Genomic DNA, 26,132 nt, shown 5'->3' on the forward strand with positions numbered 1-26,132 from the left:
ACCCGCCCGGAGGGTGGTCTTCACGACTTCACCAGGCCCTCTCCCCGGCCGCCCAGGGCGAGGTAGACGTCTTCGAGGCTGGGCATGGCCAGGGTGAAGTCGTCCAGGGCGGCGAACGCGGGGCCGCCGGTGACCTCGGCCACGGCGGCGCGGGCGCGGTCCTGGGGGAGGCGGAGGGTCCAGCGGCGGCCGGAGATGTCGGCCAGCGGGCGCAGCGCGGCGATCGCGGGCAGCGCGACCGGCGCCTCGTCGCGCCAGACCAGGTCGAGCCTGACCTCGTCGGCGACCAGGGCGCGCAGGCCCGCGGGGGTGTCGGAGGCGATGACCCGGCCGCGGTCGAGCACGGCGACCCGGTCGAGCACGGTCTCGGCCTCGATGACGTTGTGGGTGACCAGCAGCACCGTGGCGCCCTGCTCGGCCCGGCGGCGGCCGACCGCCGCCCACACCGCGCGGCGGGCGACCGGGTCCATCCCGGTGGTGGGCTCGTCGAGGACCAGCACCGGCCGCTCCCCCACCAGCACGGCGGCGAAGCAGGCCAGCCGGCGCTGGCCGCCGGACAGCCGCTTGATGGGGCGCCCCGCGATCGCGCCGAGTTCGAGTTCGTCGAGCACCGCGTCCCGCGCGGCGCGGGCCGCCCGCGCGTCGAGGCCGCGCAGCCGCCCGGTGGTCTCGGCGGCGAGCGCCACCGTCAGCTCGTCGAGCGCGGTGGACTCCTGGCCGAGATAGCCGACCAGCCGGGAGGCCCGGTCGGGGTGGCGCACGAGGTCGTGGCCGAGCAGGTCGATCGACCCGGCGTCGGGCCGCAGCAGTCCGGTGAGCTGGCGTACCAGGGTGGTCTTGCCCGCGCCGTTGGGGCCGAGGATGCCGAACAGCTCGCCGCGCCTGACGTCGAGGTCGATGCCGTCGTTGGCGCGCACCGCGGCCGGCGCCGCAGCGGTTCCACGGCGCCGCAGGAGCCTGCCACGGCCGCCGGAACCGGCCGGGTACGTCCTGACCAGACCGCGCACGGTGCACACCGTGTCGCGGGCTGTGGCGACCGCCGGGGGCGCCGTCTCCTCCGTGCCCGTACTCACGAGGATCGAGCGTACGCGTCGCGCGCGGCAGAGGCCGCAACGGGGTTGTGTTTGCCGCCCGTCGGCGGGCCCACGGTCAGGCGTCAGTCGGCGGCCGGGGCGTGCTCCGCGACCGTACGGGCGTCGACCTCACGCCAGAAACCCGCCCGGATCGCGTACCGGTCGTGCTCGTCGATCTGGTCGTCCTTGTGGGCGAGCAGGCCGAAGCGGGCGGCGTATCTGAGCAGCTCGCCGTCGATCCGGTGCGGCACCCGCGGGTAGTGGGTGGAGAGCTGCTGGAGCTGGGCGGGCTCGGTGAGCCGGGCGATCCAGCGGCGGGCGAAGACCTGGCCGACCTCGTACGGGTCGCCGCTGACCGCGGTGATGTCGGCCTCGCGGTCGGCCCAGCGCTGCTCGGCGGTGGTGAGCTGGGCGAGGGTCGGCAGGCCGCTGGTGTCGGGCAGGTCGGCGCCGGTGGCGCGCTCGGTCCAGCCCTTCTCCGACGACCAGCGCAGGGTGGCGCTCGGGGCGGGCTGCGGGTGCTGGCTCGGCGCGGCGTGGGCGCGGCCCAGGTCGGCCAGGTCCTTGGGGGTGGGCACGCCCTTGCCCGGTGCGGCGGTCCCGGTTCCTTCCGCCGCGGGCGCGGAGCCGTTCTTGCCCGGGCGCTGCGCCTCGGGGTGGGGATGGGCCTCCTGGCGGGGCTCCGATGGGCCCGCGGCCGACTCCGGCAGCGGGGCGGCCAGGATCGCGGCGAACTCCGAGTGCGGCCCCGGCGGCGGGCAGACCACGCCGTCGCGGGCCCGGATCGCGGCGGTGATCCAGGCGCGGTCCAGCACCCGCCGCTCGTCGGCCTCGGCGACCAGGTCCTCCGACTGGTTGTAGTCGCCGTCGGCGGCCTGTACGGCCCACAGGTGGACGGCCACGCCGTGCTCCTTGGCGGACATCATGCCGGGCAGCAGGTCCCCGTCCCCGGTGACCAGCACGATGTCGGAGCAGGCGCGGTTACGGGCCAGCTCGGACAGCTCGGCGTGCATCGCCGCGTCGACGCCCTTCTGCGCCCACCGCCCGTCCGTCCGGGTGAGGGCGCCCAGCCGTACCGTCACCCGGGGCATGACACGCAGTCTGCGGTGCTCGGGTTGCGGGACGCGGTCGGGTGCGCCGTCGAACCAGTAGATCCGCAGCAGCGGCTGACCGGTCTCCAGTTCGGCGCGTTCGCGCAGGCCGGAGACGACGGCGGCGTGATCGACCGCGATCCGGGACCGGGAGGGCTCACCCGCCAGCAGACTCGCCGCCGCGCCCAGTAGGTACCCGGCGTCCACCAGGACGACGCAGCGGTCCATGTTGCACCTCTTCCGGTCGCCCCCACAGCCCTGATGTGCCCCCAGGTTCCCCCGAGTCTGCCCGAATGCTCGGGGGTTATGACCTCGAACCCGATCATCGGCGTGGCGGTCGTCACTTTTCTGCCTGCTTACCAAGGCAAGTGCCCGAAATGCGCCCTTCGTACTCCCGTGCAAGTCTGATGGCGGCCCATCGTCCACGTACCCCCACTAGGAGGAACGATCGTGGCTAAGCACAAGAACCAGAACCGTCAGCGTGAGCACCAGCAGGAGCGGGCGCGCACCGGCGCCATGGAGGCTCAGGAACAGGCGAAGAGCTCCGCGGCCGAGGAGCAGATAATGCCCTCCTCGCAGCAGGTCTCGCGTAAACAGCAGCGGAGGTTCGGCCACAACTGATCCGCGCCGCGAAAGACGCGGGGGCGCTCCGGAAGGAGCGCCCCCGCGGTCGTGCCCGGTGCCGGGTCCGGGTCAGCCCGCCTGCTGCTGGGCGGCGCCCAGGCAGGCCGGGCCGAGCAGCGCCTTGAGGTCGCCGAAGAGCGAGGGGTCCGCGGTCACCCGGTGCCGGTCGAGCCGCAGCACCGTCGTACTGCGCACGCCCTGCAGCTTCACCCGCACCTCGGTGTTGCCCTTGTGGCTGGCCAGCACCTCGCCGAGCCTGGCCACCAGCGGCGGGGTGACCTTGACCGTCGGGATGGAGATCATCACCGGCGCGTTGGTGCCGACGTCGGTGAGGTCGGGCACCATCAGCTCCATCGCGACCAGCCGCGGGATGTCCTCGCGCTTGTCGAGCCGCCCCTTGACGAAGACCACCGCGTCCTCGACCAGCTGGGTCGAGACGAGCTGGTAGGTGGCGGGGAAGAACATGCAGTCCACCGAGCCCGCCAGGTCCTCCACGGTGGCGATCGCCCAGGCATTGCCCTGCTTGGTCATCTTCCGCTGCAGCCCGGAGATGATGCCGCCGATGGTGACGATCGCGCCGTCCGAGTAGTCCCCGGCGAGCGCGGCGATGGCCGCGTCGGTCTTGTCGTTGAGGATGTGCTCGATACCGAACAGCGGGTGGTCGGAGACGTAGAGCCCGAGCATCTCGCGCTCCTGCGCGAGCAGGTACGTCTTGTCCCACTCGATGTCGGAGAAGACCACGTCCATCCCGAAGGCCGGGGTGTCGTCGCCGTCGCCCATCCCGCCGAAGAGGTCGAACTGGCCCTCGGCCTCCTTGCGCTTGACCTGCACCACGTTGTCGATCATCGACTCGAAGTGCTCGGTGAGGCCGCGCCGGGTGTGCTTCATCTCGTCGAAGGCGCCGGCCTTGATCAGCGACTCGACGGTGCGCTTGTTGCAGACCACGACCTCGACCTTGTCGAGGAAGTCGGGGAAGGAGGCGTACCGGCCCTTGGCCTTGCGGCACTTGACCACGGACTCCACCACGTTCTGCCCCACGTTGCGGACGGCGGTGAGGCCGAAGACGATCGTGTCGTCGCCGCGCGGCGTGAAGTTAGCGTTGGACTCGTTGACGTCCGGCGGCAGCACCTTGATGCCCATCCGGCGGCACTCGTTGAGATAGAGCGCCATCTTGTCCTTGTCGTCCTTGACCGAGGTCAGCAGGCCCGCCATGTACTCGGCCGGGTAGTTGGCCTTCAGATACGCGGTCCAGTAGGAGACCAGGCCGTACGCGGCGGAGTGCGCCTTGTTGAAGGCGTATCCGGCGAAGGGGACCAGTACGTCCCACACGGCCTGGATGGCCTCGTCGGAGTAGTTCCGCTCCCGCATGCCCGCCTGGAAGGGGATGAACTCCTTGTCGAGGACCTCCTTCTTCTTCTTGCCCATCGCGCGGCGCAGCAGGTCGGCCTGGCCCAGGGAGTACCCGGCGAGCACCTGGGCGGCCTTCTGCACCTGCTCCTGGTACACGATGAGGCCGTAGGTGATGTCCAGGACCTCGCGGAGCGGCTCTTCCAGCTCCTTGTGGATCGGGGTGATCTCCTGCTGCTTGTTCTTGCGCAGCGCGTAGTTGATGTGCGAGTTCATGCCCATCGGACCCGGCCGGTACAGCGCGGAGACGGCGGAGATGTCCTCGAAGTTGTCGGGCTTCATCATGCGCAGCAGCGAGCGCATCGGGCCGCCGTCGAACTGGAAGACGCCGAGGGTGTCGCCGCGGCCGAGCAGGGCGTAGGTGTTCGGGTCGTCCAGCGGCAGCGCCAGCAGGTCGATGTCGATGCCCTTGTTGGCCTTGATGGACTTGACGGCGTCGTCCATGATCGTCAGGTTGCGCAGGCCGAGGAAGTCCATCTTGAGCAGGCCGAGCGACTCGCAGCTCGGGTAGTCCCACTGCGTGACGACCGCGCCGTCGTTCTTCGGCGAGAAGATCGGCACATGGTCGATCAGCGGCTCGGCGGACATGATGACGCCGGCCGCGTGCACGCCCATCTGCCGGACCAGGCCCTCGATGCCCTTGGCCGAGTTGATCACCTTGGTGACGTCCGGCTCGTTCTCGTACATCGCCCGGACCTCGCCCGCCTCGCTGTAGCGGGGGTGCTCCTTGTCGGTGATGCCGGACAGCGGGATGCCCTTGCCGAGGACGTCGGCGGGCATCGCCTTGGTGATCCGGTCGCCCATGGAGAACGGGTAGCCCAGCACGCGGGCCGAGTCCTTGATCGCGGCCTTGGCCTTGATGGTGCCGTAGGTGGCGATCTGCGCGACCTTGTCGGAGCCGTACTTCTCCGTCACGTAGCGGATGACCTCGCCGCGCCTGCGCTCGTCGAAGTCGATGTCGACATCGGGCATGGACACGCGCTCGGGGTTGAGGAACCGCTCGAAGATCAGCCCGTGCGGGACCGGGTCGAGGTCGGTGATGCCCATCGCGTAGGCGACGATCGAACCGGCCGCGGAGCCTCGGCCGGGGCCGACCGCGATGCCGTTGTTCTTCGCCCACATGATGAAGTCCGCGACCACCAGGAAGTAACCGGGGAACCCCATCTGCACGATGGTGTCCATCTCGTAGTCGGCGAGCTTCTGCCGGTCCTCGGGGATGCCGCCGGGGAAGCGCCGGGCCATGCCGCGGGCGACCTCCTCGCGGAACCAGGTCACCTCGGTGTAGCCCTCGGGCACGTCGAACCGCGGCATCAGGTTCTTGGTCTCGAACATGCCGGTGGTGTCGACCCGGTCGGCGATCAGGAGCTGGCTGTTGCGGCAGCCCTCCTGCCACGCGTCCGAGGTGTCGATCGCGTACATCTCGGCGGCCGACTTCAGGTAGTAGCCGCTGCCGTCGAACTTGAAGCGGTCCGGGTCCGACATGTTCGACCCGGTCTGGATGCACAGCAGCGTGTCGTGCGCCGAGGACTCCGTGGCGTACGTGTAGTGCGAGTCGTTGGTGACCACGAAGGGCGCGCCGAGCTTCTTCGAGATCTCCATCAGGCCGTCCCGTGCCCGGCGGTCGATGTCGATGTCGTGGTCCATGATCTCGACGAAGAAGTTCTCCTTGCCGAAGATGTCCTGGTACTCGGAGGCGGCCTTGATCGCCTCGTCCATCTGCCCGAGCCTGATCCGGGTGGAGACCTCGCCCGACGGGCAGCCGGTGGTGCCCATCATGCCCTCGGCGTACTCGCTGAGCAGCTCGCGGTCCATGCGCGGCTTGCGGAAGTAGCCCTCGAAGGCGGCCCGGGACTGGGCACGGAACAGATTGTGCAGCCCGGTGGCGTTCCGCGCCCAGATCGTCATGTGCGTGTACGCGCCCGCGCCCGAGATGTCGTCGCGCTTCTGGTGCGGGGCGCCCCACTTGACCGGCTTGTTGTACCGCCGCGACTCGGGCGCCAGATACGCCTCGATCCCCATCACCGGCGTGACCCCGGCCGCCTTGGCCTGGTGGAAGAAGTCGTACGCCCCGTGCAGGTTGCCGTGGTCCGTGATGGCCACATGACTCATCTGCATCTCGTTGCACGCCTTGAACATGTCCTTCAATCTCGCCGCTCCGTCCAGCAGCGAGTACTGGGTGTGGACATGGAGATGAGCGAAGGGCTGTTCGGTCACGGGTGGGAATACCTCCGGCGAGCGCGGGTCTTCTGGCGGCGTTGGCGAGTCTACGACTCCGCTCGGACACCGTCCCGCACGGCGGGCGGATCGCCCCGCGCGGGCGCCGTATCGGGGCCCGGAAGCCGCCGTCCCGGACCCTGACCGATTCTCATGCGGCTCATAGACAACTGTGCGAGCGCCCGTGGCACACTGAGCCCCTATGGAGCGGGCCGGGACGGGACTGAGAGTGGTGCGGGCGGGGTTGTTCGCCGCGCTGTGCGTCACCATGTCCACCACCTCCCACATCCTGCTGTCCCGGTCGCCGCTGCCGCTGCCCGTGGTCGCGGGCGCGGTCGCCGCCATCTTCACGCTGGCCTATCTGCTGGGCGGCCGCCGGGAGCGCGGCTTCTGGCCGATCGCCGCCCTGATGGTGCCGCTTGAGCTGGCCACCGACACCGTCTTCACCGCGGGCCAGCAGGCGTGTTACGGGCCGTCCGGCGGCCCGGTGACCGGCTCGTGGTGGTCGTTCCACGAGGCGTTCCTGTGCAGCGGAGGACAGGTCGGCCCCAAGCTCGGCGCGATGCCCGGCGGCGCCGCGGCGCCCGCGCTGCCGTCCACCGCCCTGCCGTGGCTGCTGCTGGCCGTGCACGTCACGGTCGGCCTGGCCGCGTCCTGGTGGCTGCGCCGCGGTGAGGCCGCGCTGCACCGGGTGCTGCGTGTGGTGGCGGCCGCCGCCTTCCGCCCGCTGCGCCTGGCGACCGCCGCCGCCCGTACCGCCGCGCACCTCCCGCCGCGCCGCCCGGTCGGCCCGGCCCACACCGCGGTCGCCGCCGTCTCCACCCTCCCGCTGCTGCACGCGGTCGTACGCCGTGGTCCCCCCGTCCTGGCCGCCGCCTGACCCTGGCGGACCGGCACGGAATTTCACCCACACCACCTTTGCGTACCCACGGAGATCCCCCATGAGCAGCAGGAACAGCAAGGCCGCCAAGGACGCCGCCCGCGAGCGGCTGCGTATCCAGCGCGAGAAGGAGGCGAAGCGCGCCAAGGTGCGCCGCCAGTTGATGGTCGGCGGCGGCGTGGTCGCCCTGCTGGCGATAGCCGGCGGTGTCGCGGTCGCCGTCAACCAGATGAACAAGGACAGCTACTGGCAGGCGGCGGCGAAGAAGACGCTGGTCAAGCCCGCCAACAGCTCGGGCACCAACGGCACCCAGGTCGTCGTCGGCGACGCGGCCAACAAGAACACCGTCGCGGAGTACGAGGATCTGCGCTGCCCGGTCTGCGCCGCCTACGAGCAGGCCGCCGGTGACGCGGTGCTCAAGGGCGCGCAGGACGGCAAGTACAAGATCGTCTACACCTTCGGCACCTTCCTCGACAACGGCCAGTCCCCCGGCTCCGGTTCGAAGAAGGCCCTCAGCGCGCTGGGCGCGGCCCTGAACGTGTCCACCGACGCGTTCACCGCGTACCACAAGGTGCTCTACAGCAAGGCCGACCACCCCGAGGAGACGAACGACGCCTTCAACGACGCCGACCACCTGATCGCGCTGGCGCAGGAGGTCCCGGCGCTCAAGGGCAACGCCAAGTTCTCCGACGCGGTGAAGAAGGGCACCTTCGACAAGTGGGCGCTGACGATGAGCTCAGCCTTCGACAAGAGCGGCGTCACCGCGACGCCGACCGTCAAGGTGAACGACGCGGACGTCAAGGTTCCCGGGCTCTCCTCCACGGACGTGATGTCCGCGATCGAGGCCAAGCTCAAGAAGTAGCCGCCGCGAGGCACCGGCCGCCGCGGCTTCCCCGGGGGAGCGGGTCTCAGAGCTCCCCGAGGAAGTCCGCGGCGATCGCCCAGGTCCGCTCCGCCGCCTCCGCGTCGTAGTCCGGCAGCTCGGGGTCGGTGTAGAGGTGGCCCGCGCCGCGGTAGCGGTGGATCTCCACATCGGCCCCGGCCTTGCGCATCCCCAGGTACCAGGTGTTCAGCCAGTCCTCGGTCTCGAAGGGGTCGGGGTCGGCCACGTGGAGCTGTACGGGGATGTCGGTGGCGGCGCCTTCGGCGATGTCCGAGGTGCCGTGCAGCAGGAGCAGGCCGCGGGCGTTCTCGTCGCCCAGGGCCAGGTTCTGGGCGAGGGAGCCGCCCAGGGACAGGCCCGCGTAGACCAGGCCCCGCGCCGAGAAGGGCGCGGCGGCGACGATGGCCCGGCGCAGCAGCTCGTCGTTGCCGATCTCGTCCCTGATCGCCATGCCCTCCTCCACGGTCGGCGCGGTGCGGCCGTCGTAGAGGTCGGGTACGTGCACCTCGTGCCCGGTGGCACGGAGCCGGTCGGCGGCGGTGTGCACCGCGGGGCGCAGCCCGCACGCGGAGTGGAACAGGACGATCGTCACAACACTGCCTTCGTTCGGGGTGTTCGGGTACGCGACCATGGTGCCAGGCGGCGCCGCGGCGCCGCATTTCGCGAATGAGCCGAGGTGAACGCACATGGGCGGCGCGCTGCGACCGCTGATCGTCGTCGGGGCGGCGGTCCTGCTGTCGCTGGCCGCGGGGTGGGCCGTGGACCGGTCGCTGCGCCGGATGGACGCCAAGCACCCGGAGACCCCGCTGTGGGGGCTGCTGCGGCGCTGCGGCGTCCCGCTGCAGGTGGTGATCCTCACGGCGATACTGCGCGGCGGCTACCACGCCGGGCACCTGGCCGACGATCACGCGGCCGGGGTCGGGCAGCTGCTGGTCCTGGTGCTGATCGCCGCGTCGGGCTGGCTGGTGGTCCGGGTCGCCGCCGCGGTGACCGACTCCTCCTACGCCCGGTACGCGGCCACCTCCCGCGATGTCGCCAAGATCCGGCGGCTGCGCACCCAGCTCACCCTGATACAGCGGGTGCTCACCGCGATCGTGGCGGTGATCGCGGTCGCGTCGATGCTGTTCACGTTCCCCGCCATGCGCACCGTCGGGGCGTCGATGCTGGCGTCCGCGGGCATCATCGGCATCGTCGCCGGTGTCGCGGCGCAGTCCACGCTGGGCAACCTCTTCGCCGGGCTGCAGATCGCCTTCGGCGACATGGTGCGGATCGGCGACACCGTGGTGGTGGACGGCGAGTGGGGTCTGGTGGAGGAGATCACCCTGACCTATCTGAGCGTCCGCACCTGGGACGAGCGGCGGATCACGATGCCGGTGTCGTACTTCACCAGCAAGCCGTTCGAGAACTGGTCGCGCGGCGACCCGCGGATGACCGGCACCGTGCTGCTGCACCTCGACCACGCCACGCCCATGGGCCTGCTGCGCAAGCGGCTCTTCGAGATCCTGGAGGAGACCTCGGAGTGGGACCGCAGGGCGTGGGGCCTGGTGGTCATCGACACGACGCCGACCACCATCCAGGTCAGGGCGCTGGTCACCGCCAAGGACTCCGACGACATCTTCAACCTGCGCTGCCTGGTCCGCGAGCAGCTGATCGACTGGCTGCGCTGCGAGCACCCGTACGCGCTGCCGCGGGTCAGCACGGCGACCGCGCCCGGGCACGAGGAGGGCCAGGACCGGCCCGCCGCGCCGCCGCCGGATGCCAAGGACCTCGGGCCGGGGCCAGGGGCGCGCTAGGTCGTACCGGGGGCAACGGCTCGCGCCGCGGTGTCAGCCGCGCATCGAGCGCAGGTCGAGCTGGCGCAGCACCCGGTCGACGACCTCCGGGTCGTAGCCCGGCTCGCTGCGCGCGGAGAGCACCTCGTGCCGGGCGGCCGACATCATCTCGTCCTGGATCCGGCGGACTGCCTTGTGCCGCTTGACCCGCTTGGCATGGCTCTCGCGCCGCTCGTCGTCGACGATGTCCGGGCAGATCCTGGCGCCGAGGTCGAACGCCCGCCGGTGCAGCACCTCCGACAGCTCCTCGCTGAGCGTCTCGACCGCTTCGATGTCGCGCAGCCTGACCTTGGCGGCGTTCATCGCCCGCAGTGCGAGCATCCGCTCCAGGTCGTGCTCGGCCTCGATGTCGCCGCTGACGCCGAGCCGCCGCACCAGCCAGGGCAGGGTGAGGCCCTGGACGACGAGGGTGGCGAGCACCACCGCGAAGGCGATGAAGAGGATCTCGGCGCGGGCCGGGAACGGGTCGTGGTCGTCGGTGGTCAGCGGGATGGCCAGCGCCAGCGCCACGGACGCCACCCCGCGCATCCCCGCCCACCACATGATGACGGTCTCCCGCCAGGTCATCGGGATGTCCTCGGCCACGTCCCGCAGCTTGTGCAGCTTGCGGGCGATCCACGAGGCGGGCAGCAGGTACAGCAGCCGTACGCCGACGACGACGGCGACCACCAGCCCCGCGTGCCGCAGCATCGGCCCCCAGTTGCCCGTGCCGACCCGGAAGACGTTGTGCAGCTCCAGGCCGATCAGCCCGAAGGCGATCCCCGTGACGAGGGTGTCGACGATCTCCCAGAAGGTGCTGCCCGCCAGCCGGGCCGTCACGTCGTCGGCCTCGAAGGCGTACTCGGCCAGGAACAGCGCGGTGGTGAGGACGGCGAGCACCCCGGAGCCGCCGAGGGCCTCGGCGAGCGCGTACGAGGCGAAGGGCACCAGCAGTGACAGGCCGATCTGCAGCGTCGGGTCGCCGACGATGCCCATCAGCTGGTTCGCCGCCCAGCCGAGGGCCAGGCCGACGGCCACGGCGACGACACCGGAGAGCACGAGTTCGAGCACGGCGTGCGGGGCGGAGAAGTTGCCGGACACCGCCGCGGCGATCGCCACGTGGTACAGCACGATCGCGGTCACGTCGTTGAAGAGCCCCTCGCCCTCCAGGATGGAGACCATGCGGCGCGGCAGGCCCAGGCTGCCCGCCACCGCGGTGGCGGCCACCGGGTCGGGCGGCGCGACCAGGGCGCCGAGCGCGAGGGCCCCGGCCACCGTGATGCCCGGCACCACCGCGTCGGCGACCGCGGCGACGGCGGCCGTGGTGACGAAGACCAGGGCCACCGCGAGCAGGAAGATGGCGCGCCTGTTGGCCGCGAACTGCCGCCAGGAGGTGCGCTGCACGGAGGCGTAGAGCAGCGGCGGCAGCACCAGCGGCAGGATCAGGTCGGGTTCGATCTGCACGTTGGGCACCTGCGGCACGGCCGCGAGCACGCCGCCGAGCAGCGTCATCAGCACCGGTGACGGCAGCCCCACCCGGTCGCCGAGCGGCACCACGATGATGGCCGCGAGCATGAGGGTGAAGAAGAGCGCGAGCTGATCCACCGCGCCAGGTTGTCACGCTTCAGCGCAGCGACCGCCGCATGGCGCGGTGGGCGATTCCCGCGTCCTGGAACTCCGGGCCGAAGGCGGTGTAGCCGAGCCGCTCGTAGAAGGCGATCGCGTGCACCTGGGCCTCCAGGTAGACGCCGTCGAGGCCGAGGCGGCGGGCCTCGTCCTCCAGGGCGCGCACCAGCCGGGCCCCGGTGCCGTTGCCGCGGGCGCCCGGGAGCACGGCGAGCCTGCCGAGCACCGCGGTCCGCGGGTCGCCGCCGTTCTTCTTCGCCGCGTCCTCACCGAGCAGCAGCCGCCCGGTCCCGGCGCCCTCGGCGAGTACGTGCACGGCCCGGTCGTCCTTGCCGTCCCACTCCAGGTCGGCGGGGACGTCCTGCTCGACGACGAAGACCTCGTGGCGTATCGCGTGCACCGCGGCCATCGCCGCCGGGTCGTCGGCGGCCACGATCCGCACGGCGGGCACGGGCACGGTGGCGCCGGCGGTCACTCGCTGTCCGCGCGGATCACGTCCAGCGCGTGCTGGAGGTCCTGCGGGTACGCGCTCTCGAACTCCACCCAGCTCCCGTCGGACGGGTGCTCGAAGCCCAGCCGCATCGCGTGCAGCCACTGTCTGGTCAGGCCGAGCCGCTTGGCGATCGTGGGGTCGGCGCCGTAGGTGAGGTCACCGACGCAGGGGTGGCGGTGCGCGGACATGTGCACCCGGATCTGGTGGGTGCGGCCGGTCTCCAGCTTGATGTCGAGCAGGCTGGCGGAGCGGAACGCCTCGATGAGGTCGTAGTGCGTCACGGACGCCTTGCCGTCGGCGACGACCGCCCACTTGTAGTCGTGCTGCGGGTGGCGGCCGATCGGCGCGTCGATGGTGCCGCTCATCGGGTCGGGGTGGCCCTGCACCAGGGCGTGGTAGCGCTTGTCCACGACCCGGTCCCGGAACTGCGCCTTGAGCAGGGTGTACGCGCGCTCGGACTTGGCGACCACCATCAGGCCCGAGGTGCCGACGTCGAGGCGGTGCACGATGCCCTGGCGCTCGGCGGCGCCCGAGGTGGAGATGCGGTACCCGGCGGCGGCGAGGCCGCCGATCACGGTGGTGCCGGTCCAGCCGGGGCTCGGGTGGGCGGCCACCCCGACGGGCTTCACGATGACCACGACGTCGTCGTCGTCATGGATGATCTCCATGCCCTCGACGGGCTCGGCGACGATCTGCACGGGCGCGGGCGCCGCGGGCATCTCGACTTCCAGCCAGGCACCGCCGTGCACCCGCTCGGACTTGCCCGCGGCCGACCCGTCGATCGAGACCTTCCCCGCCGCGGCCAGCTCGGCGGCCTTGGTCCGCGAGAATCCGAACATACGGGCGATGGCGGCGTCGACACGCTCGCCTTCCAGGCCATCGGGCACGGGCAGGGAACGAACCTCGGGAAGGGTACTCACCAGTCGAGTATGCCGGACCGCGAGGACCCTCCCGTCCCGGGCCGACCGAGTGCCCGCCCCGGAGGGGTCAGTCCCGGTGGACGGTGCCGTCCGGGTCCACGCCGCGGAAGGAGAGCAGGACGATGAGGACGCCGCCGCAGCAGATCGCGGAGTCGGCGAGGTTGAAGACCGCGAAGTGGGCCGGGGCGATGAAGTCCACCACACGGCCCTGGAAGCCGCCGGGGGCGCGGAAGACCCGGTCGGTGAGGTTGCCGAAGGCGCCGCCGAGCAGCAGGCCCAGCGCGATCGCCCAGGGCAGGCTGTAGAGGCGGCGGGACAGCCGGGCGATCACCACGATCACGCCGAGCGCGATCAGCGTGAACACGATCGTCATGCCCTGGCCGAGACCGAAGGCCGCGCCCGCGTTCCTTATCGCGTCCAGCCGCAGGTAGTGGCCGAAGACGTCGATCGCGTCACGGCCCTCGAGACGCTTCACGACCCAGATCTTGGAGAGCAGGTCGAGCGCGTAGGCGAGCGCCGCCACCCCCAGCAGGATGGGCACCCGCCGCCTGCGCGGCGGCGGGGCGGGCTCGTCCTGCTGCTCCGGGGCGACAGCCGGGTCAGGCGTCTGTCCCGGTGTCTCGTCCGGCGTGGTGATGGTGCGCTCCGCTTCCGTCACGTGAGTCCCTCAGCCCTTTGTGCTCCGTGCCCGCCAGGCCGAAATCCTGACTGATGACGAGGGTACGGCACACCCGTACGACCGGTCAGCGCCGCTCCTGTCGCTGCTTGCAGTCCAGGCACAGGGTGGCTCGCGGGAACGCCTGCGTCCTGGCCTTGCCGATGGGGTTGCCGCAGGACTCGCAGCGGCCGTACGTGCCCTCGTCCAGGCGTTCCAGCGCGTGCCGGGCCTGCGTCAGCATCTCGCGGGTGTTGGCGGCCAGCGCCAGCTCGTACTCGCGGGTGATGTTCTTGGTGCCGGTGTCGGCCTCGTCGTCGCCCGCCCCGTCACCGGAGTCCCGCAGCAGGCCCGCGACGGCCGCCTCGGACGAGGTGATCTCCGCTTCGTACCGCTCCACCTCGGTCTGGAGCTCGTTTCTGGCCTCGGCCACCTCCTCGGCCGTCCACGGCTCCTCGCCGGGGAGTACGGCGAGGACGCCGGGCTCCGCGGCGGCGCGCGCTGCGGGTACCGCGGACGCGGCCCCCGTGGTCGCGGCCGTGCTCGCCGCGGTCTTCTTCGCAACCACCTTGCTGGCTCCCGTCTTCCTTTTCGCCGTCCCGGCCTTCCCGGCCGAACCGTCCCTGCCCGACGCCGGCGCCGTCCCGGTGGACGACGCCGTCTTCTTGGACGCCGTCCGCCCGGCCGCCGCCTGCTTCTTGGCCGCCACCTTCTTCGCGGGTGCCGTCTTCTTCGGCGGTGCCGTCTTCTTGACCGGCACCTTCTTGGCCGCCGCAGGCTTCCTGGCGGCGGTGCTGGGGGCCGCCGTGCTGCTCGCGGCCGTCTTCTTCGCCGCCGGTTTCCCGGCCGCGGTCTTCTTGGCGGTGCCCGCCGTCTTCTTGGCGGCGGCCTTCTTGGCCACCGCCTTCGCGGGCACCGCTTTCTTGCCCGCCGCCTTCTTCGCCGCCGCCTTCTTCGCCGGTGCCTTCTTCGCCGGTGCCTTCTTCGCCGGCGCCTTGGCCGCGGTCTTCTTGGCCGGGGCCTTCCCGGCCGCTGCCGCCTTCTTGCCCGCTGCCGCCTTCTTCGGCGAGGACTTCTTCGCCCGTGGCGCCGCGGGCGGCTTCTTCACGACCATGGCCGCGACCCCTTCACATCTGTGATCTTGTTCGCGAATCGTGCCGGAAACGGTAAATCGGCTCCGGACCCGCGGCAAACGGGGCGCGCTGCCTGACCGACCGATCCGCCCCGCGGGGCAGGCAGGTCTGCCATCCGTTGTGCCCAGCTCACCGCCAGGTATTCCGGTCCATGGCGGTAACGATGCGTGACGGCCGCGCGGACGGCGCGCGGAGCAGGGCATTCGGGTCAGCCGCCGGCCGGCCCCGCCCGGCGGGCGGCGCCCGGGAAAAGCGTTCCTCCGCGCCGCCTGCCGCCCCGTACACTGGGCGCAGCGAAAGGCGTGGATGGGACGAGTAGCGCCGCACGCAGCCGAGAGCGACCCGGGGCCGGTGGAAGCCCGGGGGTGTGCGCGACGTGAAGATCACCCCGGAGCCGCCGGAGGAAAACCCGTGGGGCCTGCGTGTGCGTGCGCGCCTCCCGGGCCGTAGAACCGGCGTCGCTGCCCCAATGAGGGGGCGGTGGGATTTTCCCGCCGCCAAGGAGGGTGGTACCGCGGGAGCGCTCGCTCTCGTCCCTCCGACGGAACGCACCAGCGTCAGTGTCCGCCGGAGGAAATGCCCTGATGAGCCCGCAGACCCCGCAGCCGCAGTACCGCCAGGTACCCGCCCAGGTCGACCTGCCCGCCCTCGAGCACGAGGTGCTCGACCTGTGGACCGAGCGGAAGACCTTCGCCCGCTCGCTGGAGCAGACCGTGGGCCGCCCCGACTGGGTCTTCTACGAGGGTCCGCCGACCGCCAACGGCATGCCCGGCGCCCACCACATCGAGGCCCGGGTCTTCAAGGACGTCTTCCCGCGCTTCAAGACCATGCAGGGCCACCATGTGACCCGCAAGGCCGGCTGGGACTGCCACGGCCTGCCGGTCGAGCTGGCGGTGGAGAAGGAGCTGGGCTTCACCGGCAAGCAGGACATCGAGAAGTACGGCATCGCCGAGTTCAACGCGAAGTGCCGTGAGTCGGTGACCCGGCACACCGACGCCTTCACCGAGCTGACCCACCGCATGGGGTACTGGGTCGACCTGGACGACGCCTACCGCACCATGGACCCCGAGTACGTGGAGTCCGTGTGGTGGTCGCTGAAGCAGATCTTCGACAAGGGCCTGCTGGTCCAGGACTACCGCGTCGCCCCCTGGTGCCCGCGCGACCAGACCGGCCTGTCCGACCACGAGCTGGCGCAAGGCTACGAGACGATCGTCGACCCCTCGGTCTTCGTCCGCTTCCCGCTGACCGGCGGCCCGCTGGCCGGCGAGGCCGCGCTGCTGGTCTGGACGACCACCCCCTGGACGCTGGTCTCCAACACCGCCGTCGCCGTGCACCCCGACGTGACCTATGTGGTCGCCACCGACGGCACCGAGCAGCTCGTCGTCGCCGAGCCGCTGCTGGGCAAGGCGCTGGGCGAGGGCTGGACCGCCACCGGGCGGACCTTCACCGGCCGCGAGATGGAACGCTGGTCGTACGAGCGGCCGTTCACGTATGTCGACATCCCCGACGCGCACTACGTGCTCAACGCCGACTACGTGACCACCGAGGACGGCACCGGACTGGTCCACCAGTCCCCCGCCTTCGGTGAGGACGACCTCAAGACCTGCCGGGCGTACGGCCTGCCCGTCGTCAACCCGATCCGCCCCGACGGCACCTTCGAGCCGGACGTCCCGCTGGTCGGCGGGATCTTCTTCAAGAAGGCCGACGAGGCGCTGGTGGCCGAACTCCAGGCCACCGGGCGGCTGTTCCGGCACGTGCCGTACGAGCACAGCTATCCGCACTGCTGGCGCTGCCACACCGCGCTGCTCTACTACGCGCAGCCGTCCTGGTACATCCGCACCACCGCGGTCAAGGACGCGATGCTGCGGGAGAACGAGCGCACCAACTGGTACCCGGAGTCCGTCAAGCACGGCCGCTTCGGCGACTGGCTCAACAACAACGTGGACTGGGCCCTGTCCCGCAACCGCTACTGGGGCACCCCGCTGCCGATCTGGCGCTGCGAGGACGACCATCTGACCTGCGTCGGCTCGCTCACCGAACTCGGCGAGCTGACCGGCAGCGACCAGTCGGGGCTCGACCCGCACCGCCCGTACATCGACGAGGTCACCTTCGCCTGCCCGACCTGCGGCGGCACCGCGACCCGGGTGCCCGAGGTGATCGACGCCTGGTACGACTCGGGGTCGATGCCGTTCGCGCAGTGGGGCTACCCGTACCGCAACAAGGACGTCTTCGAGCGGACGTACCCCGCGCAGTTCATCTCCGAGGCGATCGACCAGACCCGCGGCTGGTTCTACACGCTGATGGCGGTCGGCACCTTGGTCTTCGACAAGTCGTCGTACGAGAACGTGGTCTGCCTCGGCCACATCCTCGCCGAGGACGGCCGCAAGATGTCCAAGCACCTGGGCAACATCCTGCAGCCGATCCCACTCATGGACCAGCACGGCGCGGACGCGGTGCGCTGGTTCATGGCGGCCGGCGGCTCGCCCTGGTCGGCCCGCCGGGTCGGCCACTCCACGATCCAGGAGGTCGTCCGCAAGACGCTCCTCACGTACTGGAACACGGTCGCCTTCCAGGCGCTGTACGCCCGTACGTCCGGCTGGGCGCCCAGCGCGGCGGACCCGGCGGTCGAGGACCGGCCGCTGCTCGACCGCTGGCTGGTCGGCGAGCTGAACGTACTGGTGCGCGATGTCACCGCCGCACTGGAGACCTTCGACACCCAGCGCGCGGGCAAGCTGCTGTCCGGCTTCGTCGACGACCTGTCGAACTGGTACGTGCGGCGCTCCCGCCGCCGGTTCTGGCAGGGCGACGCGGCGGCGCTGCGCACCCTGCACGACGTGGTGGAGACGGTCACGCGGCTCATGGCGCCGCTTGTGCCGTTCATCACAGAGCGGGTCTGGCAGGACCTGGTGGTGCCGGTCGTCCCCGACGCGCCGGACTCCGTCCACCTGGCGAGCTGGCCGCTCGTGGACGACAGCCGGATCGACGCCGGGCTGTCCGAGCAGATGCAGCTGGTACGGCGGCTGGTCGAGCTGGGCCGCGCGACCCGCGCGGAGTCCGGGGTCAAGACGCGGCAGCCGCTCTCCCGGGCGCTCGTCGCGGCCGCGGGCTTCGAGGGGCTCTCCGAGCAGCTCCGCGCCCAGATCACCGAGGAGCTGAACGTCAGCTCGCTGGCCTCGCTCTCCGAGGTCGGCGGCTCGCTGGTCGACACCACCGCCAAGGCGAACTTCCGGGCGCTGGGGAAGCGGTTCGGCAAGGGCGTGCAGGCGGTCGCGGCGGCGGTCGCGGCGGCGGACGCGGCGGCGCTGTCCGCGGCGCTGCGGGACGGGACGGCGGCCGTCGAGGTCGACGGCGAGACCGTGGCGCTCGCGCCGGAGGAGGTCATCATCACCGAGACCCCGCGTGAGGGGTGGTCGGTGGCGTCCGACTCCGGGGCGACGGTCGCGCTCGACCTGGAGATCACGCCCGAACTGCGGCTCGCGGGGCTCGCGCGGGACGCGATCCGGCTGATCCAGGAAGCGCGCAAGAATTCGGGGCTCGATGTGGCGGACCGGATCGCGGTCCGGTGGCAGTCCACCGACGCCGAACTCTCCGACGCGCTCCGGGCGCACGCCGCCCTCATCTCCGAGGAAGTCCTCGCCCTCACCTTCACCGAGGACGCCCCCGACGCGACCTTCGGCCCCGCCTTCACCGACCCCACCCTCGGCCTCACCTTCCACCTCACCAAGTCCTGACCCCACCCCCCGCCCTTGGCGCTCAAACGCCGCGCGGGCTGAATGTTGTGTGCCCGGGGGACGGAGGTGCCCCGTCAGGGGCGCGGGGAACTGCGCGAGCGGCCACCGCGCACCGGCGGGGGACCACCGACCCGGAGGGGCAGTCGCTGTCGTTGCCGGACCACCGGCCGGTGGTGGGTTGCTCGCGCAGTTCCCCGCGCCCCTTCGGGCCTCGGTCCCTTCCGGCCGGAAGCACATTCCAGCCGGTCCGGCGCTTGAGGACAAGGGGGCGGGCGGGCGGGGAAGGGCAAAGGGCCGGGCCCCGCGGGGAAAAAGGATTCCCCGGGGGCCCGGCCCTTGGTGGTGCGTGCGCCTAGCGGCAGGCGATCAGTTGTCGTCCTCGTCGATCAAAAAGCCCCGCATCGGCGTCGGCGCCTGCTGCATCGGCTGCGGCGCCTGCGGCCGCACCGGCGCCATCGGCTGCGTCATCGCGGGCGACATCTGCTGCTGGCCGCCGTACGTCGGGCCGGGCGTGTGCCCACCCATGCTCTGGCCACCGTAGGAGGGCGCGGAGCCGGAGTGGCCCATCGCACCCGCACCGGCGGGAGCCATGCCGTTGCCCATACCGGCGCCCATGGATCCACCCATGGTGCCGCCGCCCATCGAGCCGCCCATGGTGGACGCGGCCGGGAGGGACGGTGCGGCCGGAGCCGTACGCGGCGGGGCGAGCGAGTCGTCGGCCTGGTTCTCCAACTGACGCAGCTGCGACTCCAGGTAGGACTTCAGCCGCGTGCGGTACTCGCGCTCGAAGCCGCGCAGGTCCTCGACCTTGCGCTCCAGCGTGGCGCGGGCGGACTCCAGGGAGCCCATCGCCACACGGTGCTTCTCCTGCGCGTCCCGCTCCAGCGCGTCCGCCTTGGCACGGGCGTCCCGCTCCAGACCCTCGGCGCGGCTGCGGGCCTCACCGACGATCTTGTTGGCCTCGGAACGCGCCTCGGCGATCGCCTGGTCGGCGGTCTGCTGGGCGAGCGAGAGGACGCGGGCGGCGCTGTCGCCACCGGGACCCTGCTGCTGCATCGGCTGCTGCATGGGGTGCTGCTGCTGCATCGGGTGCTGGCCCATCGGACCGGGCCCCTGCTGCATCGGGTGCTGGCCCATCGGGCCCGGACCCTGCTGCTGCATCGGGTGCTGGCCCATCTGCTGCATCGGACCGGGGCCGTGCTGCTGCTGGGCGCTGGGGCCGGGCGGCAGCTGCGGCATGCCGCCCTGCTGCTGCGGCGGGCCCATCTGCTGCTGCGGCACCGGCTGCGGTCCGGATATGGCAGCGGGGACCGGACGGTCCTGCTGCTCCGGCTTGCGCATGCCCTGCTGCTGGTTCTGGGCAGCGGCACGAGTGGCTGCGGCCAGTTTGGCCCGCAGATCCTCGTTCTCGCGGAGCAATCGGGTCAGCTCCGCCTCCACTTCGTCGAGGAAGGCGTCGACCTCATCCTCGTCATAGCCCTCTCGGAGGCGGACGGTCGTGAACTGCTTGTTCCGAACGTCCTCGGGGGTCAGCGGCATCTCTTCACCTCAACGTGATCGTCGACATATCGGGAGCCCGCACCGTTCACATCAAGCCCCCAACGACGGAGATCAGGATGTACACGATGATCATCAATACGAAGAAGGACAGGTCGAGCGCCACGCCCCCGAGACGTAGCGGCGGGATGAACCGCCGCAGAAGCTTGAGTGGCGGATCGGTGACAGTGTAGGTGCCCTCGAGGACCACCACCATCGCCTTCCCAGGGTGCCACGAACGGGCGAACTGGAAGACGTAATCCATCACCAATCGGAAGATCAGCACGAACAGGAAGCAGTACAACGCGATGTACAGCACCTGGAGTGCGACACTCATCGCGCTTCCCCTCTCCCCTGCTCGTCGTCGGCCTGGCGGCCGGGCTCTACGGTTGCGGCTGGCTAGCTCTGGTTGAAGAACCCGCCCTCGGCGATTCGGGCTTTGTCCTCCGCCGTGACATCGACGTTAGCAGGCGACAGGAGGAAGACCTTCTGCGTCACCCGCTCGATGCTCCCGTGAAGGCCGAAGACCAGGCCGGCGGCGAAGTCGACAAGTCGCTTTGCGTCTGTGTCGTCCATCTCCGTCAAGTTCATGATCACCGGCGTACCCTCACGGAAGTGTTCCCCGATGGTACGGGCTTCGTTGTACGTCCGGGGGTGGAGCGTCGTGATCCGATAGGGCTCGCGCTCTGACACGACCTTGGGCATGATCACCGGTGCGTTCTTCTCCAGGCTGTGACGTTCGGGTGTGATGGACGCCACGGGGGCGATCCGCGGCTCGCGGGGCGCGGGGGCGTGTACGAGACGCGCCGGCTCGTCCTGCGGCGGCTGGTGCTGGCTCTGCTGAAGCTGGCCGTGCGGGCGGCGGGGAGCGGCACGCTCGGGTTCCGCTGCCCGTGCGGCGGGCGGCGCGGTCATCTCGGGCTCGAACTCGTCCTCTGGATCGAATCCCGGCCCGTCGTACCCGTCGTCCTCCACGAGGCCGAGGTAGACCGCCATCTTGCGCATCGCGCCGGCCATGCTCTGCGTCCTCTCAGCGGGGTTGCGGTCCTCGGCCGCCTCGCGGGACGGCCGCCACACCATATTTATGCTGTGGTCCGACTTGTTTGGTGACGTTACCGGAGCCCGGGACGGACTCCGAGTACCGCCGTTCCGACGCGTACATGTGTCGCCCCGGCCGCCACGGCTTCGTCGAGGTCCTGGCTCATCCCTGCCGAGACCATGTTCGCAGCCGGATGAGTCTCGCGCAGGCCGGATGAGATTTCCATCAACCGATCGAAGGCGGCGCGGGGTTGGCCCGCGTATGCCCCGGCCAGCGGCGCGACGGTCATCAGGCCGTCGAGGCGCAGTCCGTCGGCCGCCGCGATCGCGTCGGCGAGCGAGGCGACCGCGTCGGGGGCGACCCCGCCGCGCTCCCCCTGGGTGCCCGACTCCGCGTCCAGGGCGACCTGGACGAGGCACCCGAGCTGCCGGCCCGCGGCGGTTGCCGCGTGCGACAGCGCGCCGACCAGCTTGAGCCGGTCGACCGAGTGCACATGATCAGAGTAACGGACCACGGAACGGGCCTTGTTGGTCTGCAGCTGCCCCACGAAGTGCCAGCTCAGCGGGAGATCGGCGCAGGCGGCCGCCTTGGGGGCCGCGTCCTGGTCGCGGTTCTCCGCGACGTGCCGGACGCCGAGTCCGGCCAGCAGCCGGACGTCGCTCGCCGGATAGGTCTTGGTGACCACCACGAGGGTCACCTCCTTGCGGTCCCGTCCGGCCGCCTCGCAGGCCGCGGCGATACGGGTCTCCACCCGGTCGAGATTGGCCGCGAGTTGGGCGGATCTCGCGCCCGGATCGGTCATCGGGTGCGGGGAGTCGGTCACGCGGCGCCGTCCAGCCAGACATATCCGGCGAGCCGTCCGGTGACGCGCTCGCGGCGGTAGGAGAAGTGGTCCTTGGATTCGAGGGTGCACGGCGCGGGCGCGCCGTCCGCCCGCACTCCGGCGCGCGAGAGCTGTGCCCGCACTCCGGCGGCGACGTCGACGGCCGGTGTGCCCCAGCTCGTCTCCGCGTACGCCTCGGGGACCACGGCCGCGACCTCGTCGCGCAGCGCGGCGGGCACCTCGTAGCACCGTCCGCAGACCGAGGGGCCGAGGACGGCGGTGATCCGGCCCGGCTGGGCGCCGAGTGTGATCATCGTCTCGATCGCGGCGGGCACGGCGCCGAGCACGAGCCCGGGGCGGCCCGCGTGCGCCGCGGCGACGACCCGGGCGACCGGGTCGGCGAGCAGCACCGGTACGCAGTCGGCGGTCAGCACGCCGAGGGTGAGGTCGGCGCGGGCGGTGACGAGCACGTCGACCGAGGGGACGCGTTCCGCCTCGCTCGCGCCGTCGTCGCCCCAGGGGGCCTCGACGACCGCGACGTCGCGGCCGTGCACCTGGTTCATCCAGACCACCCGGGACGGGTCGCGGCCGAGCGCGGCGGCGGCGAGGCCGCGGTTGGCGCGGACCGCGGCGGCGTCGTCGCCCACCGCGCCACCGAGGTTGAGGCTGTCATAGGGAACGGCGCTCACCCCGCCCCACCTGTCGGTGAATGCGAAGTGCGCGCCGTCCACCGCGTGGCGGTGTCCTATCACTTCAGGAAGTCGGGGACGTCGAGTTCCTCGGCTGCCGAGTCCTGGTACGGACGGGCGGGCGGGACGTGCGGCGGGGCGACCGGGGTCTGCGGCATCTCCGCGGCCGGCTCGCTGTCGGCGTCGCGGTCCGACGACGCCACCGGCACGCTGCCGAGCCCGCCGAAGGACGGCGTGGCCGGGCGCGGCACCTCGGGCTGCGCGGGCCTGGCGCCGCTGTTCGCGGCCTCGTCCCGGTAGGCGCCGAGCACCTTGTCGCGGCTGCCCTTCGGCGGCGGCTGGCCGCCGTCGAACCCGGCGGCGATGACGGTGACCCGCACCTCGTCGCCGAGGGCGTCGTCGATGACCGCGCCGAAGATGATGTTGGCCTCGGGGTGCGCGGCCTCGCTGACGAGCTGGGCCGCCTCGTTGATCTCGAACAGGCCGAGGTCGGAGCCGCCCGAGATGGACAGCAGCACCCCGCGGGCGCCGTCGATCGACGCCTCCAGCAGCGGCGAGGAGATGGCCATCTCCGCGGCGGCGACCGCCCGGTCGTCGCCGCGGGCCGAACCGATGCCCATGAGGGCGGAACCCGCCTCGCTCATCACGGACTTCACGTCGGCGAAGTCCAGGTTGATGAGGCCGGGGGTGGTGATGAGGTCGGTGATGCCCTGCACACCGGAGAGCAGCACCTGGTCGGCGGAGCGGAACGCGTCGAGCACGCTGACCTGGCGGTCCGAGATGGACAGCAGCCGGTCGTTGGGGATGACGATGAGGGTGTCGACGTTCTCCCGCAGGCCGGCGATGCCGTCCTCGGCCTGGTTGGCGCGGCGGCGGCCCTCGAAGGTGAAGGGGCGGGTGACCACCCCGATCGTCAGGGCGCCCAGCGAGCGGGCGATGTTGGCCACCACGGGCGCGCCGCCGGTGCCGGTGCCGCCGCCCTCACCCGCCGTCACGAAGACCATGTCGGCGCCCTTGAGCACCTCTTCGATCTCCTCGCGGTGGTCCTCGGCGGCCTTGCGGCCGACGTCGGGGTTGGCGCCCGCGCCGAGTCCGCGGGTCAGTTCCCGGCCGACGTCGAGCTTGACGTCGGCGTCGCTCATCAGGAGGGCCTGCGCATCGGTGTTGATCGCGATGAACTCGACGCCCTTGAGACCGACCTCGATCATCCGGTTGATGGCGTTGACGCCACCGCCGCCGATTCCGACGACCTTGATGACTGCGAGGTAGTTCTGCGGTGCTGCCACGTCGAAGGCCTCTCGCCTCGAGTTACGTATCGGTGGGACGGTCGGTACGCTCGCCGGTGCCGTTCCGAACCCTAACCATGAGGTTTAGGGTTACCAGTATGCCTGTCCCATGTGTTCCTTGGGACGAGACACTAAGTCGACAAGCGGTGGCGGTTCAACGAACACGCCGAACCTCCCGTTTTTCTTTTGACCCTATGTGATCACGTGCCGGGTTGCGGAACCAGGGGTCGAACTCCGTCATTTGGGACGTCAACTCCCCGAAGCCGCAGGAGCGCTGGGTGCGCTGACGTCGAAGTGCGAGGCGTGCGGCTCGGCCTTCAGGAGCGCGGCGAGCGCCGCCGACTTGGCCCCGCCGTCCTCCGCGCTGCCCCACATCACGCTCCGTCCGCCCGAGAGTTCGACGGTGACGGCGTCGTACGAGCGGACCACGATCGCGGTCGCCTGACCGCGCAATGACCGGGGAAGATCGGCGGAGACCGCAATGGCGGCCTGCAGCAACCGCTTTGTTCCGAACACCCGCAGGCTCGCCGAGGGCGGCGCGGCCAATTGCACCAGCGGTACGCCGGCCGGCGCGTGATCGACTGTCGCGAATCGCACACCCCCCGGGTCCACTTCGATGAACTTCCCGCCGCTTTTCAGTGCCGCCGACGCCCTGCGTTCGGTCACTTTCACGCTGATCGTGTGCGGCCACGAGCGTTCCACGTCCGCGTGGTCGATCCGCGGCAGGGCAGCGAGCAGCCGCTTGCGGACCGCGCCGGTGTCCACCGACATCAGCGGGCCGCCCAGCGGTACGGCGGCGGCCTTCTCGATCTGGGCGGCCGTCAGCACCTGGCCGCCGCTGACGGACACCCGGGTGGCACGCAACCAGGAGGATCCGTAGACCGCCCAGGTGCCGCCCGCGACCAGCACGGTGAGCGCCACCAGCGCGATGAGCACGGTGCGCCGCGGCAGCGGTCCGGGAAGGGTCAGCCGCGGCAGCCGCGACGGCGGACCGGCCGGGCGCCGCCCGCCGTCCACCGCCCCGGGCCTGCCGAGGGCGCCGCGCACCGCGGACTTGGCTCCGGCTCCCGGTCCGGTCACGTCGGTCCTCCCGTGTGTTGGTCCCCGGTACTCGGACCTATCGTGCCCGGCGGGCGGCCACCGCCTCGTACACCATGCCGACCAGCAGGTCGTCCGCGTCGCGGCGGCCGAACTCGGCGGCGGCGCGCGACATGTCGTAGAGCCGGTGCGGATCGGTCAGTACGGGCAGTACGTTGCCCAGTACCCAATCGGGGGTGAGTTCGGCGTCGTCGACGAGTAGACCGCCGCCCGCCTTGACCACCGGCTGCGCGTTGAGCCGCTGTTCGCCGTTGCCGATCGGCAGCGGGACGTACGCGGCGGGCAGCCCGACCGCGGACAGTTCGGCGACCGTCATCGCGCCGGCGCGGCAGAGCATCATGTCGGCGGCGGCGTAGGCGAGATCCATCCGGTCGACGTACGGCACCGGGCGGTACGGCGGCATGCCGGGCATGTTGTCGGACCGCGGGATCTCGTTCTTGGGGCCGACCGCGTGCAGGATCTGGACGCCGGACTGCTGCAGGCGCGGGGCGACCGTGGCGATCACCTCGTTGAGCCGCCGGGCGCCCTGGGAGCCGCCGGAGACCAGCAGGGTGGGCAGGTTCTGGTCGAGGCCGAAGGCGTGCCGGGCCTCGGGGCGGGCGGCGGCGCGGTCCAGGGTGGCGATCGAGCGGCGCAGCGGGATGCCGATGTAGCGGGCGTCGCGCAGCTTGCTGTCCGGGGTGGAGACGGCGACCGCGTGGGCGTAGCGGGAGCCGATCTTGTTGGCCAGGCCCGGCCGGGCGTTGGCCTCGTGGACGACGATCGGCACACCGAGCCGCTTGGCGGCCAGATAGCCGGGCAGCGCGACGTAGCCGCCGAAGCCGACGACGCAGTCGGCCTTGGTGCGTTCCAGGATCTGCTCGGCGGCCTTGATGGTGCCGCGCAGCCGTCCGGGGACGGTGATCAGCTCGGGGGTGGGGCGGCGCGGCAGCGGTACGGCGGGGATCAGCGCCAGTTCATAGCCGCGTTCCGGCACCAGTCTGGTCTCCAGGCCCTTCTCGGTGCCCAGTGCCGTGATGCCCACGGTCGGGTCCTGCCTGCGCAGGGCATCGGCGAGCGCGAGCGCAGGCTCGATGTGGCCGGCGGTCCCCCCACCGGCGAGTACGACATGCACCGAAAT

The 26,132-nt window shown here is 71.3% G+C and carries 22 protein-coding genes; 5 read left to right on the forward strand and 17 right to left on the reverse strand.

Translation table 11 applies throughout. From position 1 onward, the window contains the following. Positions 1 to 20: 20 nt before the first annotated feature. Both AB0M29_RS21060 and AB0M29_RS21065 read right to left on the reverse strand, forming a co-directional pair. The gene (locus AB0M29_RS21060; protein WP_365384614.1) at positions 21 to 1,073 is read right to left on the reverse strand and encodes an ABC transporter ATP-binding protein; all 1,053 of its coding nucleotides are present in this window, start codon (positions 1,071 to 1,073) and stop codon (positions 21 to 23) included. Positions 1,074 to 1,156: 83 nt separating this feature from the next. Continuing rightward, on the reverse strand, positions 1,157 to 2,392 hold the full coding sequence (locus tag AB0M29_RS21065; protein ID WP_365384616.1) for an NYN domain-containing protein: 1,236 nt from the start codon (positions 2,390 to 2,392) through the stop codon (positions 1,157 to 1,159). Positions 2,393 to 2,614: 222 nt separating this feature from the next. Between AB0M29_RS21065 and AB0M29_RS21070 the strand changes: the two genes are divergently transcribed. After that, on the forward strand, positions 2,615 to 2,785 hold the full coding sequence (locus tag AB0M29_RS21070) for a hypothetical protein (RefSeq protein WP_365384617.1): 171 nt from the start codon (positions 2,615 to 2,617) through the stop codon (positions 2,783 to 2,785). A gap of 72 nt (positions 2,786 to 2,857) precedes the next feature. Here AB0M29_RS21070 and dnaE read toward each other — a convergent pair whose 3' ends face one another. Continuing rightward, positions 2,858 to 6,409: a DNA polymerase III subunit alpha gene (dnaE, locus tag AB0M29_RS21075; RefSeq protein ID WP_365384619.1), complete on the reverse strand. Its 3,552-nt coding sequence runs from the start codon at positions 6,407 to 6,409 to the stop codon at positions 2,858 to 2,860. Between the two features lie 202 nt (positions 6,410 to 6,611). Here dnaE and AB0M29_RS21080 point away from each other — a divergent pair, with 202 nt between their 5' ends. Next, entirely contained in the window at positions 6,612 to 7,289 is a 678-nt protein-coding gene (locus AB0M29_RS21080; protein WP_365384621.1) for a hypothetical protein, read from the forward strand. Between the two features lie 61 nt (positions 7,290 to 7,350). After that, positions 7,351 to 8,151, forward strand: coding sequence for a thioredoxin domain-containing protein (locus AB0M29_RS21085; protein ID WP_365384623.1), 801 nt, complete (start codon positions 7,351 to 7,353; stop codon positions 8,149 to 8,151). A gap of 46 nt (positions 8,152 to 8,197) precedes the next feature. On the opposite strand, the gene AB0M29_RS21090 is transcribed toward AB0M29_RS21085, so the two are convergent. After that, entirely contained in the window at positions 8,198 to 8,803 is a 606-nt protein-coding gene (locus AB0M29_RS21090; protein ID WP_365384625.1) for a dienelactone hydrolase family protein, read from the reverse strand. A 55-nt stretch (positions 8,804 to 8,858) separates the two neighbouring features. On the opposite strand from AB0M29_RS21090, the gene AB0M29_RS21095 reads away from it, so the two are divergent. Continuing rightward, positions 8,859 to 9,965, forward strand: coding sequence for a mechanosensitive ion channel domain-containing protein (locus tag AB0M29_RS21095; RefSeq protein ID WP_365384627.1), 1,107 nt, complete (start codon positions 8,859 to 8,861; stop codon positions 9,963 to 9,965). A 33-nt stretch (positions 9,966 to 9,998) separates the two neighbouring features. Here AB0M29_RS21095 and AB0M29_RS21100 read toward each other — a convergent pair whose 3' ends face one another. The 5 genes from AB0M29_RS21100 to AB0M29_RS21120 all read right to left on the reverse strand — a co-directional run bounded on the left by AB0M29_RS21100 (position 9,999) and on the right by AB0M29_RS21120 (position 14,791). Then, on the reverse strand, positions 9,999 to 11,588 hold the full coding sequence (locus AB0M29_RS21100; protein WP_365384629.1) for a Na+/H+ antiporter: 1,590 nt from the start codon (positions 11,586 to 11,588) through the stop codon (positions 9,999 to 10,001). A gap of 19 nt (positions 11,589 to 11,607) precedes the next feature. Beyond that, entirely contained in the window at positions 11,608 to 12,018 is a 411-nt protein-coding gene (locus AB0M29_RS21105; protein ID WP_365384676.1) for a GNAT family N-acetyltransferase, read from the reverse strand. 62 nt (positions 12,019 to 12,080) lie between these two features. Continuing rightward, positions 12,081 to 13,022 carry an RluA family pseudouridine synthase gene (locus AB0M29_RS21110; RefSeq protein WP_365384631.1) on the reverse strand — a complete coding sequence of 314 codons (942 nt, stop codon included), beginning with the start codon at positions 13,020 to 13,022 and terminating at the stop codon, positions 12,081 to 12,083. Positions 13,023 to 13,089: 67 nt separating this feature from the next. Further along, a complete protein-coding gene (gene lspA, locus AB0M29_RS21115; RefSeq protein ID WP_365384633.1) occupies positions 13,090 to 13,680 on the reverse strand; it encodes a signal peptidase II in 591 nt (196 codons plus the stop codon). Between the two features lie 85 nt (positions 13,681 to 13,765). Then, on the reverse strand, positions 13,766 to 14,791 hold the full coding sequence (locus AB0M29_RS21120) for a TraR/DksA family transcriptional regulator (protein WP_365384634.1): 1,026 nt from the start codon (positions 14,789 to 14,791) through the stop codon (positions 13,766 to 13,768). A 603-nt stretch (positions 14,792 to 15,394) separates the two neighbouring features. On the opposite strand from AB0M29_RS21120, the gene ileS reads away from it, so the two are divergent. Next, positions 15,395 to 18,541, forward strand: a complete 3,147-nt coding sequence (ileS, locus tag AB0M29_RS21125) for an isoleucine--tRNA ligase (RefSeq protein WP_365384636.1) — start codon at positions 15,395 to 15,397, stop codon at positions 18,539 to 18,541. 366 nt (positions 18,542 to 18,907) lie between these two features. On the opposite strand, the gene AB0M29_RS21130 is transcribed toward ileS, so the two are convergent. The 8 genes from AB0M29_RS21130 to murG form a co-directional block, all read right to left on the reverse strand. After that, positions 18,908 to 20,080, reverse strand: coding sequence for a DivIVA domain-containing protein (locus AB0M29_RS21130; protein WP_365384637.1), 1,173 nt, complete (start codon positions 20,078 to 20,080; stop codon positions 18,908 to 18,910). A 46-nt stretch (positions 20,081 to 20,126) separates the two neighbouring features. Then, a complete protein-coding gene (locus AB0M29_RS21135; RefSeq protein ID WP_365384639.1) occupies positions 20,127 to 20,414 on the reverse strand; it encodes a YggT family protein in 288 nt (95 codons plus the stop codon). A gap of 62 nt (positions 20,415 to 20,476) precedes the next feature. Continuing rightward, the gene (gene sepF, locus AB0M29_RS21140; RefSeq protein WP_365384641.1) at positions 20,477 to 21,094 is read right to left on the reverse strand and encodes a cell division protein SepF; all 618 of its coding nucleotides are present in this window, start codon (positions 21,092 to 21,094) and stop codon (positions 20,477 to 20,479) included. Positions 21,095 to 21,189: 95 nt separating this feature from the next. Further along, the gene (locus AB0M29_RS21145) at positions 21,190 to 21,918 is read right to left on the reverse strand and encodes a YggS family pyridoxal phosphate-dependent enzyme (RefSeq protein ID WP_365384678.1); all 729 of its coding nucleotides are present in this window, start codon (positions 21,916 to 21,918) and stop codon (positions 21,190 to 21,192) included. Between the two features lie 17 nt (positions 21,919 to 21,935). Beyond that, entirely contained in the window at positions 21,936 to 22,691 is a 756-nt protein-coding gene (gene pgeF, locus AB0M29_RS21150) for a peptidoglycan editing factor PgeF (protein ID WP_365384643.1), read from the reverse strand. Further along, positions 22,688 to 23,914, reverse strand: a complete 1,227-nt coding sequence (gene ftsZ / locus AB0M29_RS21155; RefSeq protein WP_365384645.1) for a cell division protein FtsZ — start codon at positions 23,912 to 23,914, stop codon at positions 22,688 to 22,690. Before ftsZ ends, pgeF begins: the two co-directional genes overlap by 4 nt. A gap of 249 nt (positions 23,915 to 24,163) precedes the next feature. Continuing rightward, positions 24,164 to 24,994, reverse strand: coding sequence for an FtsQ-type POTRA domain-containing protein (locus AB0M29_RS21160; RefSeq protein ID WP_365384647.1), 831 nt, complete (start codon positions 24,992 to 24,994; stop codon positions 24,164 to 24,166). 37 nt (positions 24,995 to 25,031) lie between these two features. After that, complete coding sequence (gene murG / locus AB0M29_RS21165) at positions 25,032 to 26,126, reverse strand: undecaprenyldiphospho-muramoylpentapeptide beta-N-acetylglucosaminyltransferase (protein ID WP_365384648.1); 1,095 nt, start codon at positions 26,124 to 26,126, stop codon at positions 25,032 to 25,034. Between the last annotated feature and the right edge of the window lie 6 nt (positions 26,127 to 26,132).

Origin of the sequence: Streptomyces sp. NPDC051976 (assembly GCF_040680795.1) — a bacterium.
Taxonomy (GTDB): Bacteria; Actinomycetota; Actinomycetes; order Streptomycetales; family Streptomycetaceae; genus Actinacidiphila.